The organism is Campylobacter concisus (assembly GCF_902460715.1).
Lineage (GTDB): Bacteria > Campylobacterota > Campylobacteria > Campylobacterales > Campylobacteraceae > Campylobacter_A > Campylobacter_A concisus_AK.
In genome coordinates, this window is record NZ_CABPUX010000001.1 from 924,733 (window position 1) to 939,848 (window position 15,116).

The window sequence follows — 15,116 nt, forward strand, 5'->3', positions numbered from 1 at the left end:
ACTAGCTAGGATTTTAAAGCTTAGAAATTTAGAGCTTAAAAAAGATCAAACACTTGAAGGACTAGCAAGTAAGATAATGGACGTTTTAAAAGAATTTGATGAGAGGACGAAGGTAAAAGCTTAAAGTCCGTCAAGTAAAATCTTATAAAGGCGGTTTATCTCATCGTCGTTTAGCTCGATCGTGCTTTTTGTATCAAAGAAATTTTTGATCTTGCTAGCGTCAAATTCGCTCCTATCAAGGCAGTGCTTGTGAGAGGGCAAAAAGCCACGAGTTAAGCAAAGCTCGCTTTCTATCTCCTCGTCGCAGATAAAGCACTCAAGCTCGCTGTGAAGCCTGCCTTCATACTCTAAAATTTTAACGTAGCTTTCGATGATGAGGCGTTTTGGATTTTGCAGCTGCATCTGTTTGGCACAGCGATCAAGCTCGTTAAAGTAAATTTCATCGAGCTGCTCGACCTCTTTTAGATGATCATAAAGTAGGCGCATAAACTGCTGCCAAATGATGAGCTTGTCACGCTCTAGCAGCCATTTAAAGCCAAGATGAAGTATACTTCTAAGCTTCGGTAGAAATTTCGCCTCTTGCTCGAGCTCAAAGTCGATCTTGTAGCCAGTCATGATGTTTGAGTGGCGAGCGCCAAAAAATCTATACGACTTTACGAGCAAATTTGACGTTAGCACAAAGACTAAAAGGTCCTCGTCTCTGACCTTTTGCACGCGCAGGATGTAGCCTTGCATCTAGGCAAAAAACTCCCTTATGCGCTCTCTCATCGCTGTCACGTCTTTGATGAAATTTACATCGTTTCTAAATGTTGTTGCGCCGTCTATGCCCTTGCTGTATTGGTGCAGGTGCTTTCTAAATATGCAAAGTCCGTGCTCGCCGTAGTGCTCGATCATAGCATCAAAGTGAGCTAGGATGATTTTTTGCTTTAGTGCCTTATCCACGCTAGTTTTGGTCTTTATCTCGTGAAATATCCAAGGGCTACCGATACTTGCTCTACCGATCATTAGAGCGTCGCATTTTGTGAAATTTAAAATTTCATCTGCATTTTGTGCGTTTATATCGCCATTTGCAACGACTGGGATTTTCACGCTTGCCTTTACTCTAGCGATCGCTTCGTAATCAACCTTTGCGCTGTATCCGCCAGCTCTGGTGCGCCCATGCACTGCGATATAGTCTGCGCCGGCTTCTTCGCAGGCTTTTGCTATCCGCTCTTCGTTTTTGTCGTTAAAACCGAGTCTAAATTTAACGCTTAGGCTATTCTTGTTTGAGACGCTTTTTACGGCTGAGATTATGCTTTGAAGTTTGTCTAGGTCGTTTAGTAAAGCAGATCCTGCGCCTTGTCTAACGACCTTTGGCACAGGGCAGCCGCAGTTTATATCCAGCCCGTAAATCCCATCAAATTTATTGATTATCAGCACGGCTTTTTTTATATTTTCTATATCACTGCCAGCTATCTGGACGACGTATGGATCTTCGTTTGGGGATTTTTTAAGCATCTCAAGGGTTTTGTCACTGCTCTCATAGACCAGAGCATTTGCGCTGATCATCTCGCTAACAGTGACATCGCAGCCAAATTTCTTGACCACACTTCGCAATGGCAGGTCAGAAAAACCAGCAAGTGGCGCTAAGAAAAGTGGCTTTTTGCTAAAGTCTATCATTTAAAAAATAGCGAACTAGGCACCATTTTGCCGTTATCTCGCAAAAATAGTAAAACCTTTATCTCTTTAAATTCATCTGGATCACTGCCTTCGATGGCTTCTCTTACTTTATCAAGCATCTGAAGTTCAAATAGCGCATAGACATAAGCCTCGTCAGCGTCAGCGTGGATGCTCTTTAGCTTCTCAAATATGCCGATAAACGCATCTGGTTTTAGCTTACTTCTAAGCATGATAGCAGCCTTGTCGTATTGTGCTTTTGTCACTTTTGCATTGTTTAAAAGATCAAAAATTTCATCGCTACTTAGATCGATCTCGTCATTTACAAAACGCGTGATAATGGTCATTATATCTTCGCTTGCTAGCTCTGGATCGATTTTTTTGATCTCACTAAATGAAGCTGTTTTTATGAGCTTGTCAAAGGCTGCTTTTTTAAGGCTCTCATTTTGCTCTTGGTTTTTAAGTACATCAAGATAGTAAGTAGGCAGCTGCTCGATCTTGTTTAGCTCATTTAGGATGTTTAGCTTGCTATCTTTTGCTAGTCTAAATTTCTTTAGATCGACGATCTCTTTGTTTTTTATGCTTTTTATGGTTTGCAAGATGTTGTTTATCTCACCGTCATCAACGCCAACATCTTTAAGCTCGCCTACTGGTGAGATAGAGCGAGTGAGCTGTGAGGCGATCTTATAAGTGTCAGTTTTAAAGTCTTTGTTGCTCTCAAAGCCAAGAAGTGTCTCTTTTGCAAGGTCTTTGTAGAGCTGGCTATCTTTTTTGATCCATTTTTTATATCTGTAAAAGGCGTATCCGTGATATGCGATGTGAAGTAGGGCAAGAAGTGCCAAAAGGGCTACTGGAAGTGCTACCCAAACAGCTACTGGCAAGGTTATGGCTTGACCTAAGAGCTCAAAGGTGAAGTCTGAACTATTAAGAGAATAGGTAAGTCCTGCAACAACTGCTGTGTAGATGATGCAGTAGACGAGAAATTTTCTGGTTTTCATATTTTCTCCTTAGTTTTTTGCTGTTTTTTCTATTATCTCACGACAAGCTATGCAGTATTTTGCATGCGGTTTTACTTTTAGGCGAGGGATGCCGATCTCCTCTTCGCACATGTCGCAAATTCCATAGGTCTTATTTGCTATCTTTTCAAGTGCCTCGTCGATCTCGTGAAGCTCGGCTCTTTGCTGGGTTGAGATAGACTGCTCTATAAGTTGGTCGGTATTTACTGAAGCGATGTCAAATTCATCACTTACACCACTATCTCTTAGACCGCTTACTTCAACTGATGAGTCATAAATATTTTTATTGATTTGTAATTTTCGCTCTTCAAGTAGCTTTTTAAAAAAATTTAGCTCGTTTTGAGTCATTTTATATTCCTTTATTTGTGATATGGATGGTTTGCATTTATGCAAAGCCCTCTAAAAATTTGCTCAAAAAGTACGAGCTTGGCGACTTTGTGTGCCATAGTCATCTTGCTTAAGCTTACGACTTTTTGTGCCTTGTTTTTTAAATTTTGGCTAAGCCCATAAGCTCCACCTATGAAAAAATTGATCTGTGAATTTGAGTTTAAAATTTGAGCAAATTCTTGGCTGTCAAGCTGTGAGCCATTTTCATCAAGCATCACGCAAAAGCCTTTTAAATTTGGCTCGTAAATTTCATCATAAGCTCTTAGCGCTTCGCTTCTACCGCTGCTTTGAGCTTTTGCTATCTTTTCATTAAATATTATTTTGTCGTTTATCTTGGCAAATTTTGCACTCATTTTTATATATTCTTGTATCTCGTTTTCAAAGTTGTCACGCGATGATTTTTGAATGCTAAAAACCGAAATTTCCAAACTTACCCTTTGGTTTTTAGCTTTAGCTCAAAGCCAGCTTCGCTTGGAGTTGTCACTTCGCTTTTAGAGATCATAGCTTTGTTGTTTGTAAGAAATTTAACCATATCGCTTATATATTTTTTGTGCTCGCTTCTTGGCACGATGTCATCTATGAGGCCATGCTCAAGCAAAAATTCAGCCCTTTGAAAGCCCTCTGGAAGATCAGCGCCTATGGTTTGTTTGATGACCCTTTGTCCTGCAAAGCCTATTAGTGCGCCAGGTTCAGCGATTATTAGATCTCCAAGCCATGCAAATGATGCACTAACGCCACCCATCGTAGGATCTGTAAGGATAGAAATGTATGGGAGCCTTGCTTCATCAAGAAGTTTTAGGGCTGCTGAAGTCTTTGACATCTGCATCAAAGAGAATGTGCTCTCTTGCATTCTAGCACCGCCAGATGCGCTTACGATGATTAAGGCTTGGCGTTTTTCGATCGCGCGTTTTATCGCTCTTACGATCTTTTCGCCCTCGACTGAAGCTAGTGAGCCGCCCATGAAGCCAAAGTCAAAAACAACTAGCTGGATCTCTTGTCCGTTGCATTTGCCTTCGCCACATATCACTGAGCTTGTGCGTCCTGTTTTTTCTTTATTTTCTGTGATTCTTTTTTTGTATGATTTTTTATCGACAAAATTTAAAGGATCTACTGGTTTTAAATTTGCGTCAAATTCTACAAAGCTACCTTCATCGCAGATCAAATTTATGCGATCATCAGCTTTTAATCTCATGTGGTAGCCGCATTTTGGGCATACATTAAAACAAGCTTCAACTTCTTTGTAATACATCAGTGAGTGACAGTTGTCGCATTTTACCCAGTGTGTAGGTGCTTCTTCTGGACGAGGTTGAGCTTTTCTTATCTTTGAAAAAATGTCTGAGAAATTCATCTTTTTACCCACTTATATTAAAAATTGTGGGATTATATCTAATGTTAGCCTTGCTTTTTCTTATATGACTTAAAGTTTGTTTGTTTGTGGGGGATTTAAGGGGCAAACTAGCCCCTTAAAAGTATCTTATTAGAAGCGTCTTCCGATAGTAAATTCAAATGTATTTGTATCATCGCCCTCTTTAGGTTTAAGAGCTTTTGCGAAGATCAGTTGAAGCGGCCCGATAGGTGTTATCCACTCGATACCTGTACCAACTGATGATCTTTTTATCTCATTTAGGCTATTTTCGCCGATCATACCATAGTCGTAAAATACAACGCCACGCATTTTGACACGCTCTATTATAGGGAAGCTCATCTCAACTGAGTTGTTAAATGATGTTTCGCCGCCGTATTCATAGTAGTCGCCATTGTATTTTACCTTTGGAGATACTGTTCTGCTCTCATAGCCACGCAAGCTTCTTATACCACCAAGGTAAAGCCTTTCGTTGATCGGAGTATAGCCTCTCTCCCAAATTTTGCCAAAGCTTGCTTTATATCTTAGGATAAGATCGTAGTCGATGTACTCTCTAAGGCCTAGATAGTAGTTGAAATTTGTGCGGTTTTTAACAAAATCCATATCACCACCAAGTCCTGCTATCTCAAATGATGTACTAGCTATGATACCGCGTCTTGGCAAGTAGTAGTCATCAGTGCTGTTATATGTTAAAGCTGGAGTTATAGCGCTTTTTATAGCCTTACCTTCTCTATAAATTTCTTTACCTGTGTATCTATTTATATCTCTTAGTTCATCATCTTTTAAAGTAACTTTACTTTGCTCGATATTATAAGTAAGTGATGCACTTAAATTTCTAGTTAATTTTCTACCAAGTGTTGTGCTAAAGCCGTAACTTCTCTCTTTATATGTTCTCCAGTCATAGTCGTTTGCATAGAGCGTTCCGCCAAGGCTATACTCTGAGTCAAAAATTCTTGGATTTGTAAGACTTATCTGACCAGAAAGCTCTCTATCGCTCTTATCAACGCTTACTTGTCCTTGAAGGCCAGAGCCAAAGATGTTTGTGTCAGAAAGAGCAGCGTTTAGTAGCAAGCCATCGCTACTTCCGTATCCGATACCACCGCTTATTGAGCCAGTTGATGCCTCTTTTACTTTTACTTTTAGATCGACTGTGTTTTTATCAACTGGATCTTCTTCTATCTCGACATCGTCAAAGTAGCTTGTTCTTTTTAATGCATCTTTTGAGTCTTGAAGGTCAGTTCTACTATATAAATTTCCCTCAGTTAGATATAGCTCGCGTCTTACGACACGATCAACAGTTCTATCGTTTCCTGAAATTTGAACATTTCTTATATATACTTTTTCGCCAGGATCAACTTCGTAGTCGATATCAACTGTTTTATTTTCATCAAATTTATCAGTCTTTGGATAGACTTTGACAAATGCATAGCCCTTGTCAGCGACCATATCGTCAAGCTTTTTCATATCTTGGCGAAGTCTTGCTGAGTTCATCGTATCGCCAGCCTCAAGTCTAAAGTCGTCTATGATCTTTTTAGTATCAAGTCCTAGCTCTTCAGGTGCTGTGATGCTTACATTTGAAACCTTATAAGGCTCGCCCTCGTGGATGTAGTATGTAAGATCAGCTGTATAGTTATCAAATGACGCATTTAGGTAAGGTGACGAAACAGTCGCGTCTAGATAACCTTTTTGAAAATATTTATCTTGAATCCTTGCTGGGTCGTTTTCAAGCTCAAAAAGTTTAACTTTTCCGTCGTTTCTGCCCCAAAGCCAGCCCATAAATTCTCTACTTTTGTTTGCAACTACTGGCTCGATATCATCATAGTCAAACTCTTTTGCGCCGACTAAATTTACCTTTTTGATTATCATATTTTCGCCGCGGTTTATGTTTAGTGTGATGAAAAGTGAGCTGTCGTTGTCTGCAACTGGCTGTTTTTCTACATCTACAACTGTGTCAAAGTAACCCTTTGACTCGTAGTACTGGCGAATTCTCTCTTTTGTTTTTTCGATAGTTAGCTCATCGTACATATTGCCAGGTTTGATGTTGATTAGCGACTCGATCGCAGTTTTGTCGTTTGTCACAACGCCCTTTAGATCGACTCTGGCCACGCTTGGCTTCTCTTTTACTTTTACTAAAAGATTGCCATTACCTGTATCTTCTATGTAGATATCATCAAAATAATTTTGCTTGTATAAATTTGTGATAGCCTTGTCGCTAAGCTTTGGAGTTAGCTCTTGACCGACTTTTAGCCCCATTATCTGAGTGGCTACATCAGGCGAAAGGTGGATTAGACCTTTGAAATTTATTGACTGAATTGTTTGTGCATTTAGACCGCTTAAAGCTAATGCTAGTAAAAATAATTTCTTTTTCATTAAATTTAACCTAGAGTTTTAGTATAAGTGCGTATAATATCATATTTTATTTTTAAAAAATTTAAATTTTATAATTTTAAAGGTTTTTTATGAAAATAGGTATCATCGGACTTGGTCTTATGGGTGGCTCGCTTGGTCTTGCGCTAAAAGATGAAAAATTGATCTCATGTGTCAGCGGATACGATAAAGATGAAAATCACAGCAAAAAAGCGCTCGAACTTGGCTTGGTACATGAAATTTTAAGCATCGATGAGATGAAAAAGAAGTGTGATATCATCTTTTTGGCTGTGCCAGTCGAAGCCATCGTAAGCATCGTGCAAAATTTAACCGACATTAGCGAAGATACGACGATCATTGATTTTGGCTCGACAAAGCAAAAGATAATAGAAGCCGTGCCAGAAAAAATTCGTAAAAATTTCATCCCAGCTCACCCGATGGCAGGTACTGAGTACTCTGGTCCTGAGGCTGCCTTTAAGTCACTTTACACAGGGGCTACTGTCATAGTTTGCGACTTTGCTGAGAGCGCAGAAAAACATGTGAAAAGGAGTGTTGAGCTATTTTCTTGCCTTGGCATGAAGATCATTTTCATGAGTGCAAAAGAGCATGATCATCACGTGGGTCTCATCTCGCATTTGCCTCACGCTATTGCATTTTCGCTTGCTAGCGGGATCTTAAAAGAAGAGGATAAAAGGCACATCGTTGCACTTGGAGGACCGACATTTAAGGGCATGATACGTGTCGCAAAGAGTTCGCCATTTATGTGGAGCGATATCTTTAAGCAAAATAAAAATAATGTCGTTGCCGCGATAAATATGTTTGAAAAAGAGCTAAATTTGTGCAAAGATCTCATAAAAGATGAGCGCTGGGACGAGCTTTTTGATTGGATGAGCGAAGCTAGAGCTGTAAGAGAAATTTTGTAATTAACTAAAAATTTATTGATTAAATGTAAAATTTCGCAAATAAAATTTAAGGTAATAATATATGTATAGACGTGGAATAGGCGGTTTTGGTATTGTTGTAGTTTTACTTGTTTTGATATTAGCTGGTGGCTTTGGCTATGCTTTGATGTCGAAAGACTTTGAGCGAAACGAGCCAATTATCGGCGTTGCTGATAAGGTTTATTGGAACCTTCGCTCGCCTATGAATATCAAATTTAAGGATGACAGCGGCATAAAATTTGTGCGCATTAGCATAAATGACGGCAAAAATGACCTAAATTTACTAAATCAAATCATACAAAATCCAAGCACTGAGCTTGATGTAAATTTAACCTTCCCAAAGACTGGCTTTTTTGCTCAAAAAGATACTTATGAGATGAGCATAGAAGCGGTCGATACTAGCAAATGGGGCTTTTTTACAGGCAATAAAGCAAGCAAAAAAGTTGAAGTCGTACTTGATACCTCTAAGCCTGATCTTTACGTGCTTTCTCAGTCTTACTCTATCTCAAAAGGCGGTAGCGCAGTTGTCGTCTTTAGAGCGACTGACAATCAGCTAAAAGAGGTCTATGTCCAGACAAATTTTGGTAAGAAATTTAAGGCCGTGCCATTTTACAAAGAGGGCTTTTACGCAGCTCTTGTAGCTTGGCCAGTGCAGGTTGAAAACTTTAGCGCTGAGGTCATCGCAAGAGACTTTGCAGGCAATGAGAGCAAATCTCACGTGAGATATTTTTATGAAAATGTAAAATACAAAACTTCAACTATTGCTTTAAATGATAGATTTTTAGATGGAAAGATCGTTGATCTAACAGATCAATATGCCAAAGATCCAAACGCTCTTTCAAGGCTTGAGAAGATGAAATTTGTCAATGAAACACTAAGAAATTCAAACGAAGAGAAGATAACAGCACTTACTTCAAATGTCGATACTGACATCACAAACGGCTTTAATATCATCCCATTTTACCCGCTTAGAAATGGCAAAAAAGTAGCTGATTTTGCCGACCACCGTTTCTATACATATAATAACGAGCAAGTAAGTGAGTCATGGCACATGGGTATTGACTTTGCAAGCGTGGCATCAGCTCCGATAATAGCCAGCAATGCAGGTCGCGTTGTGCTAGCTTCTGAGAATGGAATTTATGGTTTAAACATTGTGATCGATCATGGATTTGGACTTTACTCACTTTACGGACACTGCTCAAGTGCGAAGGTAAAAGAGGGCGACATGGTAGCTGCTGGTGATCAAATAGGCACAACTGGGACGAGCGGTCTTGCGCTTGGAGATCACCTTCACTTTGGAATTTTGGTTCAAGGAGAAGAGGTAAGACCTCAACAATGGATGGATAAAAAGTGGATAAAAGACAATGTGACAAGTGTCTTAGATGCCGCAAAGGCGATGATAGATAAGAATTAAATTTGCAAATTTGATTTTTTAGTGCTATCATAAGCGAACAAAAAAATATAAGGAAAATTTTTGAAACAAACTACTATCGCAAGACGCGTTGAGACCGTTGGTATAGGACTTCATAAGGGTGAGCCGATAAGACTTATACTAGAACCTCTTGATGCAAATTCAGGTATTATTTTGCACCGCGAAGATCTTGGTATTAGTTTTAAAGCTGAGCCTAAAAACGTTATAAATACGCAAATGGCAACCGTCGTTGGCAATGAAAAGGGCTTTATCAGCACGATAGAGCACCTAATGGCAGCTGTAAATGGATACGGCATTGATAATATTAGAATTTCAGTTGATGCAAATGAAATTCCTGTCATGGACGGCAGTGCGATAAGCTTTTGTATGTTGCTTGATGAAGCTGGTATAAGATACCTTGACGCTGGTAAAAAAGTCATCCTTGTCCGCCGCGAAGTCGAGGTGGTTGAGGGGTCAAAATTTGTGCGAACTTCGCCTTCAAGAAATCCAAAATTTGACTATACGATCAAATTTGACCACCCAGTTATCGGCGAGCAAAGATATGTTTTTGAATTTAGCAAGAGCTCATTTGTAAAAAATATCGCTCGTGCTAGAACTTTTGGCTTTTTAAAAGATTTGCAACGCCTTCAAGCTCAAAATTTAGCCCTTGGTGCATCGCTTGATAATGCCGTGGCTATCGATGATACACACATTTTAAACCCAGAAGGTTTGAGATTTGAAAATGAGTTTGTAAGACATAAAATTTTAGATGCAGTTGGCGATTTGAGCTTGCTTGGAGCACCTTTGCTAGGTGACTACACAGCATTTGCGGGCAGCCACGACCTAAACCACAAACTAACACTTGCTTTAATGGCAGATGAGAAAAATTATGAGATCGCAACACTTAGTGGCGAGCTTTTAAAAGAGTATCAAAAGGTATTTGCATAAAAAATATTGAAATTTTAGTAGTCTCTTTATCGACTCCACTTTTAGTTGGAGTCTATAAAGATGGCGTAAAATTTGATGAGATCACAACTGACGAGCATGTCAGTGAAGCTCTGATAAAAATCCTAGAAAATTTATCCTCTAAATTTAACATCACAAAGATCATCTACGCAAACACGCCAGGTAGCTTCATGGGGCTAAAGGTGGCCTACGTCATCTTAAAGACTTTTTCTTTGGCAAAGGGCTGTGAATTTTACGCAGTAAGTGGCTTTAGTCTAAATGGCGGCCAAGCGATCAGGGCAAATAAAAATTTAAGCTTTGTCTTGAAAAATGGCGAAATTTCACTTGAAAAAGTTGAGCCTGTGAGATTTGTGTTGCCTTTAAATTTAGATGAATTAAAACTAAATTCAGATACACTTCCAAATTATATCATCCAAGCTGTTTAGGAGAAAATTTGAATATCTTAATCCCTGCTACGAGTGCAAATTTAGGACCAGGTTTTGACGCTTTGGGGCTTAGTTTAAAGCTTTTTAATAGCGTAAAGATCGAACCATCTAAATTTAGCTCGGTCTCGATAAATGGCGAGGGAAGCGATAGCGTAAATTTAAAGAGAAACAACATTTTTCTAAGCATTTTTAATGAAATTTTTCTCGAGCTAACTGGCAAAAATGAAAATTTTAGAGTCGTTTTTGAAAACAATATCCCATTTTCAAGAGGACTTGGCAGTAGCTCTGCAGTGATCGTTGGTGCTATCGCTTCAGCTTACGAGATGGCTGGATTTAAGGCCAGCAAAAGCGTCATTTTAAATAAAGCGATCATCTATGAAACCCACCCAGATAATATCTCTCCAGCAGTTCACGGTGGATTTATCAGTGCTATCGTAAAAAATGGCAGTGTCTATGCAAATAAAATAAATTTAAGCGATGATATAAAAGCGGTTGTTGTCATCCCAAATAAGCCGATGAGCACGGCATCATCAAGACAAATTTTACCAAAAAACTACACCATGAAAGAGTGCGTAAATAACCTCTCTCACGCTGCATTTTTGACATCTTGTTTTTATGAAAAAAGGTACGATCTTTTGAGGATAGCAAGTGAAGATATGATGCATGAAGAGCGCAGAATGAGCGCTTTAGAAGAGCTTTTTGAGGTGCGAAAAGTAGCTTATGAAAATGGAGCGCTAATGAGCACACTTTCAGGCTCAGGCTCAAGCTTTTTAAACATCGCTTATAAAGATGACGCTAAAAATTTACAAGATGTTTTAAAGAGTAAATTTGGTGATTTTAGAGTTGAAATTTTTTCATTTGATAACGATGGATACGAAATTACGCAAAGCTAAAAACAAGTTTAAAAAGGTATAATGAATAAAAATAATCCAGTAAGGACATGCGTCGCTTGCAAAGTTAAATTTTCTCAAAACTTGCTAAAAAGATACCGCTTGGTAGGCAAGAATTTGGAGTGCGGCAAAGGAGATGGCCGCAGTTTCTATCTATGTGATGACTGTTTGCAAAAAGACGACAAAATTTTAAAAAAAATAATTGATAAACAAACTAAAGGTGCCCTCGGACTTGACGCACCGAAGTTAAAGGAGATACTCTTAAATGAGCAATGTTAGGATTTCAGAGATCGCAAATGAGCTTGGCTACCCAAGTAAAGAGATAGTCGAAAAAGCTCAAGAACTAGGCCTAAAGGTCAAAACTCACTCAAATGCTGTGAGCCTTGAAGAGGCTGAAGCAATATATGAATACGTTCAAACTGGCGTAATACCAGATAAATTTAAAAAGAAAAAGAGCGAGCCAAAGGCAAAAAAAGAGCCTAAAAAAGAGACAGAAAAAGAGCCAGCAAAAAAAGAAGAAAAACCTAAAACTGAGCCTAAAAAGGCAGCCACTAAGGTCGAGCCAAAGCCTGAAAAGGTAAAAGCTGAGCCTAAAAAAGAGGTGCAAATTTCAGAAGAAAAACCTAAAGCTGAGCCTAAAAAAGAAGAGCCTGTAAAGGTCGAGCAAAAGCCAGCAGAAGCGCCAAAAACAAAAGAGAGTTTGGCTGATGTGACTCAAAAAAGACGCGGCCTTGTGATAGTTAAAAAGAAAAAAGATTACGAGGCACCAGCTCCTGTAAAAGAGGAAAAAAAGGCTGAGGCGGCTGTAACTAACATTAGCGACTTTAAGAGTATGTTTTCTGCTAGCGATGAAAATTTGGCTAGGAAAAAGAAAAAAGAGAAAAAAGTAACAGTTGTAAGCAAAAAAGATAGTGCTGAGAAGATGGACTTGCTTGGTGGAAGCGACTTTGGTGACATCGTGCTTGAAGATGAAGATGTGGTGGTGTTGCCTGATTTTAGCTTTAAAACCCCAGCTCCAGCTCCTATGCAAAGGACAAAACAGCCAAATGCGATGAAAACAACCGTTAATAACACGATAAATTCATTTGGCGAAGGCGGCATACAAAGAAGAGCTAGAAAAAAACACAAAAAGCCTGAAAATAAACAAAACAGCGAAGCTGTAACTTCGATAAATATCCCAAAAGAAATTCGCGTTTACGAATTTGCTGAAAAGCTAAACAAACAGCCTAGCGAGGTCATAGGCAAGCTATTTATGCTTGGTATGATGACAACTAAAAACGACTTTTTGGATGAAGATGCGATAGAAATTTTGGCTGATGAGTTCAATATCGAGGTAAATATCATCGATGATCAAAAAGAATTTGACTACGTTGCAGCCTATGAAGAGGAGATAAAAGACGATGAAAATCTCCAGCCAAGAGCGCCAGTTATAACCATCATGGGCCACGTTGACCACGGCAAAACCTCGCTACTTGACTACATAAGAAAGTCTCGCGTAGCAGCTGGCGAAGCTGGTGGTATCACACAGCACGTTGGTGCTTATATGGTAAATAAAAACGGCAAAAATATCACATTTATCGACACTCCAGGCCACGAGGCATTTACGGCTATGCGTGCAAGGGGCGCTGGTGTAACTGATATAGTTATCATCGTTGTTGCAGCAGATGACGGCGTAAAACCACAGACAAAAGAGGCAGTTAGCCACGCAAAAGCCGCTGGCGTGCCAATAATCATCGCAATAAATAAAATGGATAAAGAGTCAGCAAATCCTGATCTAGTAAAAACCGGTCTTGCTGAGCTTGACATCATGCCAACAGAGTGGGGTGGCAAGTATGAATTTGTGCCGATCTCTGCAAAAACAGGCATGGGCATAGATGATCTACTTGAGATCGTGCTTTTGCAGGCTGATCTTTTGGAGCTAAAGGCAAATCCAAAGGCAAACGCAAAGGCTACTGTCATCGAGAGCTCACTTCAAAAAGGCCGTGGTCCAGTAGCTACCATTATCGTTGAAAACGGCACGCTAAACGTTGGCGACACTGTTGTTGCAGGCATTGCGTATGGCAAGATAAGAAGCTTGCTTGATGATCAAGGCAGGCCACTAAAAGAGATAAAACCAGGCGAATGTGGCGTGATAGTAGGCCTTAGCGAGATAGCAGAGGCTGGCGAGACATTAATAGGCGTAAAAACTGATAAAGAGGCTCGCGAATATGCACAGAAAAAGGCTGAATATATCCGCCAAAAAGAGCTTAGTAAGAGCACGAAAGTTAGTATCGATGAGCTTAGCGCTAAAATCGCTGAGGGTGAGCTAAAAACACTTCCAGTAATCATCAAAGCTGACGTTGGCGGATCACTCGAGGCGCTAAAAGCGAGCCTAGAAAAACTAGCAAATGACGAGATCAGAGTAAATGTGATCCACTCAGGTGTTGGCGGTATCACGCAAAGCGACGTTGCGCTTGCAAGCGCAAGCAACGACTGTATCATCCTTGGCTTTAATATAAGGCCAACTGGCGAGATAAAAGAGAAGGCAAAAGAGAATGGCGTCGAGATAAAAACTTACAACGTTATTTATAACCTAATCGACGATGTGAAGGCGATTTTAGGCGGACTAATGTCACCTATCATCAGAGAAGAGCAGCTTGGTCAAGCTCAGGTTCGCCAAGTGATCCATGTGCCAAAAGTTGGAACTATCGCTGGATGTATCGTCACTGAGGGTACGATAAACAGAGGGGCAAAAATTCGTCTTATTAGAGAAGGTGTGGTCGTTTATGAGGGCTCGGTAAGCTCACTAAAACGCTTCAAAGATGACGTTAAAGAGGTTGCTAAAGGCTACGAGTGCGGCGTTGGTATCGAAAATTTCAACGACATCAGAGAAAATGACTACATCGAAAGCTTCAAAGAAGTCAAGGAGAAAGCTACTCTATGAACGCTAACGAAATAAAGCGTATGAGAACAGAGAGCGTACTAAAAGAGCTCATACCAGAGGCTCTAGCCACTCTTGAAGATAGCATTTTAAAGGGGCTTTGCGTCACTGACGTCGAGTGCAAAAAGGGCAGATACGACGCCTTTGTCTATCTTGACAAGATGATGTTTGACGAGCGCGAGCAAGAGTATATTTTGGGGCATTTAAAGCGAGTTTGCAGGCACTTGCAAAACCACTGCATGGCTGCTGAGGGTTGGTATAGATGTCCAAATTTTCACTTTAAATTTGACGATAGATTAGAGTATCAAAACCATATGGATAAGTTGTTTGATAAAATTTCAAAGGATTTAAACAAAAATGGATAATTTAGACAAACTAGTACGCGAATGTGGCGTAGAGCTTTACGACAGCGAGATAGCAAATGAAAATGGCAGGGCTATTTTTAGAGTTTACATCACAAAAGATGGCGGAGTGAGCCTTGATGATTGCGAAAAAGTTAGCCGTCTGCTCTCGCCTATCTTTGACGTGACACCGCCAGTTAGCGGGGATTATAACCTTGAAGTTAGCTCGCCTGGCCTTGAGAGAAAGCTTAGCAAGCCATCTCATTTTAAATCAAGCATCGGCGAGCTAGTTAAAATTCAAACCGAGGTTGAGAAATTTGCTGGAAGGCTAGTAAAAGCGGACGAAGAGAGTATCGCAGTAGAAAACGAAGAGGGAATTTTTGAGATCAACATCAGTGAGATAAAAAAAGCAAAAACATATTTGGAGTGGTAA

General features: G+C 39.8%; 15 protein-coding genes. 8 read left to right on the forward strand and 7 right to left on the reverse strand.

The annotated features are described in order from the left end of the window. Positions 1-120: 120 nt before the first annotated feature. The 7 genes from recO to bamA form a co-directional block, all read right to left on the reverse strand. Positions 121-735 (reverse strand): recombination protein RecO, encoded by a 615-nt coding sequence (gene recO, locus F3G91_RS04565; RefSeq protein WP_021089681.1) that lies wholly within the window; start codon positions 733-735, stop codon positions 121-123. Continuing rightward, positions 736-1,659, reverse strand: a complete 924-nt coding sequence (locus tag F3G91_RS04570) for a tRNA dihydrouridine synthase (RefSeq protein ID WP_149700834.1) — start codon at positions 1,657-1,659, stop codon at positions 736-738. Then, entirely contained in the window at positions 1,656-2,654 is a 999-nt protein-coding gene (locus F3G91_RS04575) for a uroporphyrinogen III synthase HEM4 (protein ID WP_149700835.1), read from the reverse strand. The genes F3G91_RS04570 and F3G91_RS04575 overlap by 4 nt, the downstream gene beginning before the upstream one ends. 9 nt (positions 2,655-2,663) lie before the next feature. After that, positions 2,664-3,020, reverse strand: coding sequence for an RNA polymerase-binding protein DksA (dksA, locus tag F3G91_RS04580; RefSeq protein WP_149700836.1), 357 nt, complete (start codon positions 3,018-3,020; stop codon positions 2,664-2,666). An 11-nt stretch (positions 3,021-3,031) separates the two neighbouring features. Next, positions 3,032-3,487 (reverse strand): 23S rRNA (pseudouridine(1915)-N(3))-methyltransferase RlmH, encoded by a 456-nt coding sequence (locus F3G91_RS04585; RefSeq protein ID WP_004317193.1) that lies wholly within the window; start codon positions 3,485-3,487, stop codon positions 3,032-3,034. A gap of 2 nt (positions 3,488-3,489) precedes the next feature. Then, positions 3,490-4,407 carry an acetyl-CoA carboxylase, carboxyltransferase subunit beta gene (gene accD, locus F3G91_RS04590; protein ID WP_103607608.1) on the reverse strand — a complete coding sequence of 306 codons (918 nt, stop codon included), beginning with the start codon at positions 4,405-4,407 and terminating at the stop codon, positions 3,490-3,492. 129 nt (positions 4,408-4,536) lie between these two features. Continuing rightward, complete coding sequence (gene bamA, locus F3G91_RS04595) at positions 4,537-6,792, reverse strand: outer membrane protein assembly factor BamA (protein ID WP_012001352.1); 2,256 nt, start codon at positions 6,790-6,792, stop codon at positions 4,537-4,539. An 89-nt stretch (positions 6,793-6,881) separates the two neighbouring features. Here bamA and F3G91_RS04600 point away from each other — a divergent pair, with 89 nt between their 5' ends. The 8 genes from F3G91_RS04600 (at position 6,882) to rimP (ending at position 15,116) form a co-directional block, all read left to right on the forward strand. Then, the gene (locus tag F3G91_RS04600) at positions 6,882-7,712 is read left to right on the forward strand and encodes a prephenate dehydrogenase (RefSeq protein ID WP_009294324.1); all 831 of its coding nucleotides are present in this window, start codon (positions 6,882-6,884) and stop codon (positions 7,710-7,712) included. 61 nt (positions 7,713-7,773) lie between these two features. Next, positions 7,774-9,144, forward strand: a complete 1,371-nt coding sequence (gene pgp6, locus F3G91_RS04605; protein WP_004317224.1) for a peptidoglycan metallopeptidase Pgp6 — start codon at positions 7,774-7,776, stop codon at positions 9,142-9,144. 60 nt (positions 9,145-9,204) lie between these two features. Then, entirely contained in the window at positions 9,205-10,089 is an 885-nt protein-coding gene (lpxC, locus tag F3G91_RS04610) for a UDP-3-O-acyl-N-acetylglucosamine deacetylase (protein WP_103595024.1), read from the forward strand. An 80-nt stretch (positions 10,090-10,169) separates the two neighbouring features. Beyond that, on the forward strand, positions 10,170-10,532 hold the full coding sequence (locus tag F3G91_RS04615) for a glycoprotease (protein ID WP_087582679.1): 363 nt from the start codon (positions 10,170-10,172) through the stop codon (positions 10,530-10,532). A gap of 8 nt (positions 10,533-10,540) precedes the next feature. Then, complete coding sequence (gene thrB / locus F3G91_RS04620) at positions 10,541-11,425, forward strand: homoserine kinase (protein ID WP_149700837.1); 885 nt, start codon at positions 10,541-10,543, stop codon at positions 11,423-11,425. A 262-nt stretch (positions 11,426-11,687) separates the two neighbouring features. Next, positions 11,688-14,345 (forward strand): translation initiation factor IF-2, encoded by a 2,658-nt coding sequence (infB, locus tag F3G91_RS04630; protein WP_149700838.1) that lies wholly within the window; start codon positions 11,688-11,690, stop codon positions 14,343-14,345. Further along, entirely contained in the window at positions 14,342-14,707 is a 366-nt protein-coding gene (rbfA, locus tag F3G91_RS04635) for a 30S ribosome-binding factor RbfA (RefSeq protein ID WP_004317240.1), read from the forward strand. Before infB ends, rbfA begins: the two co-directional genes overlap by 4 nt. After that, positions 14,700-15,116 carry a ribosome maturation factor RimP gene (gene rimP / locus F3G91_RS04640; RefSeq protein ID WP_149700839.1) on the forward strand — a complete coding sequence of 139 codons (417 nt, stop codon included), beginning with the start codon at positions 14,700-14,702 and terminating at the stop codon, positions 15,114-15,116. The genes rbfA and rimP overlap by 8 nt, the downstream gene beginning before the upstream one ends.

Coding starts and splice junctions, on each gene's coding strand:
- recO (WP_021089681.1), bottom strand. CDS start 735: ATGCAAGGCTACATCCTGCGCGTGCAAAAGGTCAGAGACGAGGACCTT.
- F3G91_RS04570 (WP_149700834.1), bottom strand. CDS start 1,659: ATGATAGACTTTAGCAAAAAGCCACTTTTCTTAGCGCCACTTGCTGGT.
- F3G91_RS04575 (WP_149700835.1), bottom strand. CDS start 2,654: ATGAAAACCAGAAAATTTCTCGTCTACTGCATCATCTACACAGCAGTT.
- dksA (WP_149700836.1), bottom strand. CDS start 3,020: ATGACTCAAAACGAGCTAAATTTTTTTAAAAAGCTACTTGAAGAGCGA.
- accD (WP_103607608.1), bottom strand. CDS start 4,407: ATGAATTTCTCAGACATTTTTTCAAAGATAAGAAAAGCTCAACCTCGT.
- bamA (WP_012001352.1), bottom strand. CDS start 6,792: ATGAAAAAGAAATTATTTTTACTAGCATTAGCTTTAAGCGGTCTAAAT.
- F3G91_RS04600 (WP_009294324.1), top strand. CDS start 6,882: ATGAAAATAGGTATCATCGGACTTGGTCTTATGGGTGGCTCGCTTGGT.
- pgp6 (WP_004317224.1), top strand. CDS start 7,774: ATGTATAGACGTGGAATAGGCGGTTTTGGTATTGTTGTAGTTTTACTT.
- infB (WP_149700838.1), top strand. CDS start 11,688: ATGAGCAATGTTAGGATTTCAGAGATCGCAAATGAGCTTGGCTACCCA.
- rbfA (WP_004317240.1), top strand. CDS start 14,342: ATGAACGCTAACGAAATAAAGCGTATGAGAACAGAGAGCGTACTAAAA.
- rimP (WP_149700839.1), top strand. CDS start 14,700: ATGGATAATTTAGACAAACTAGTACGCGAATGTGGCGTAGAGCTTTAC.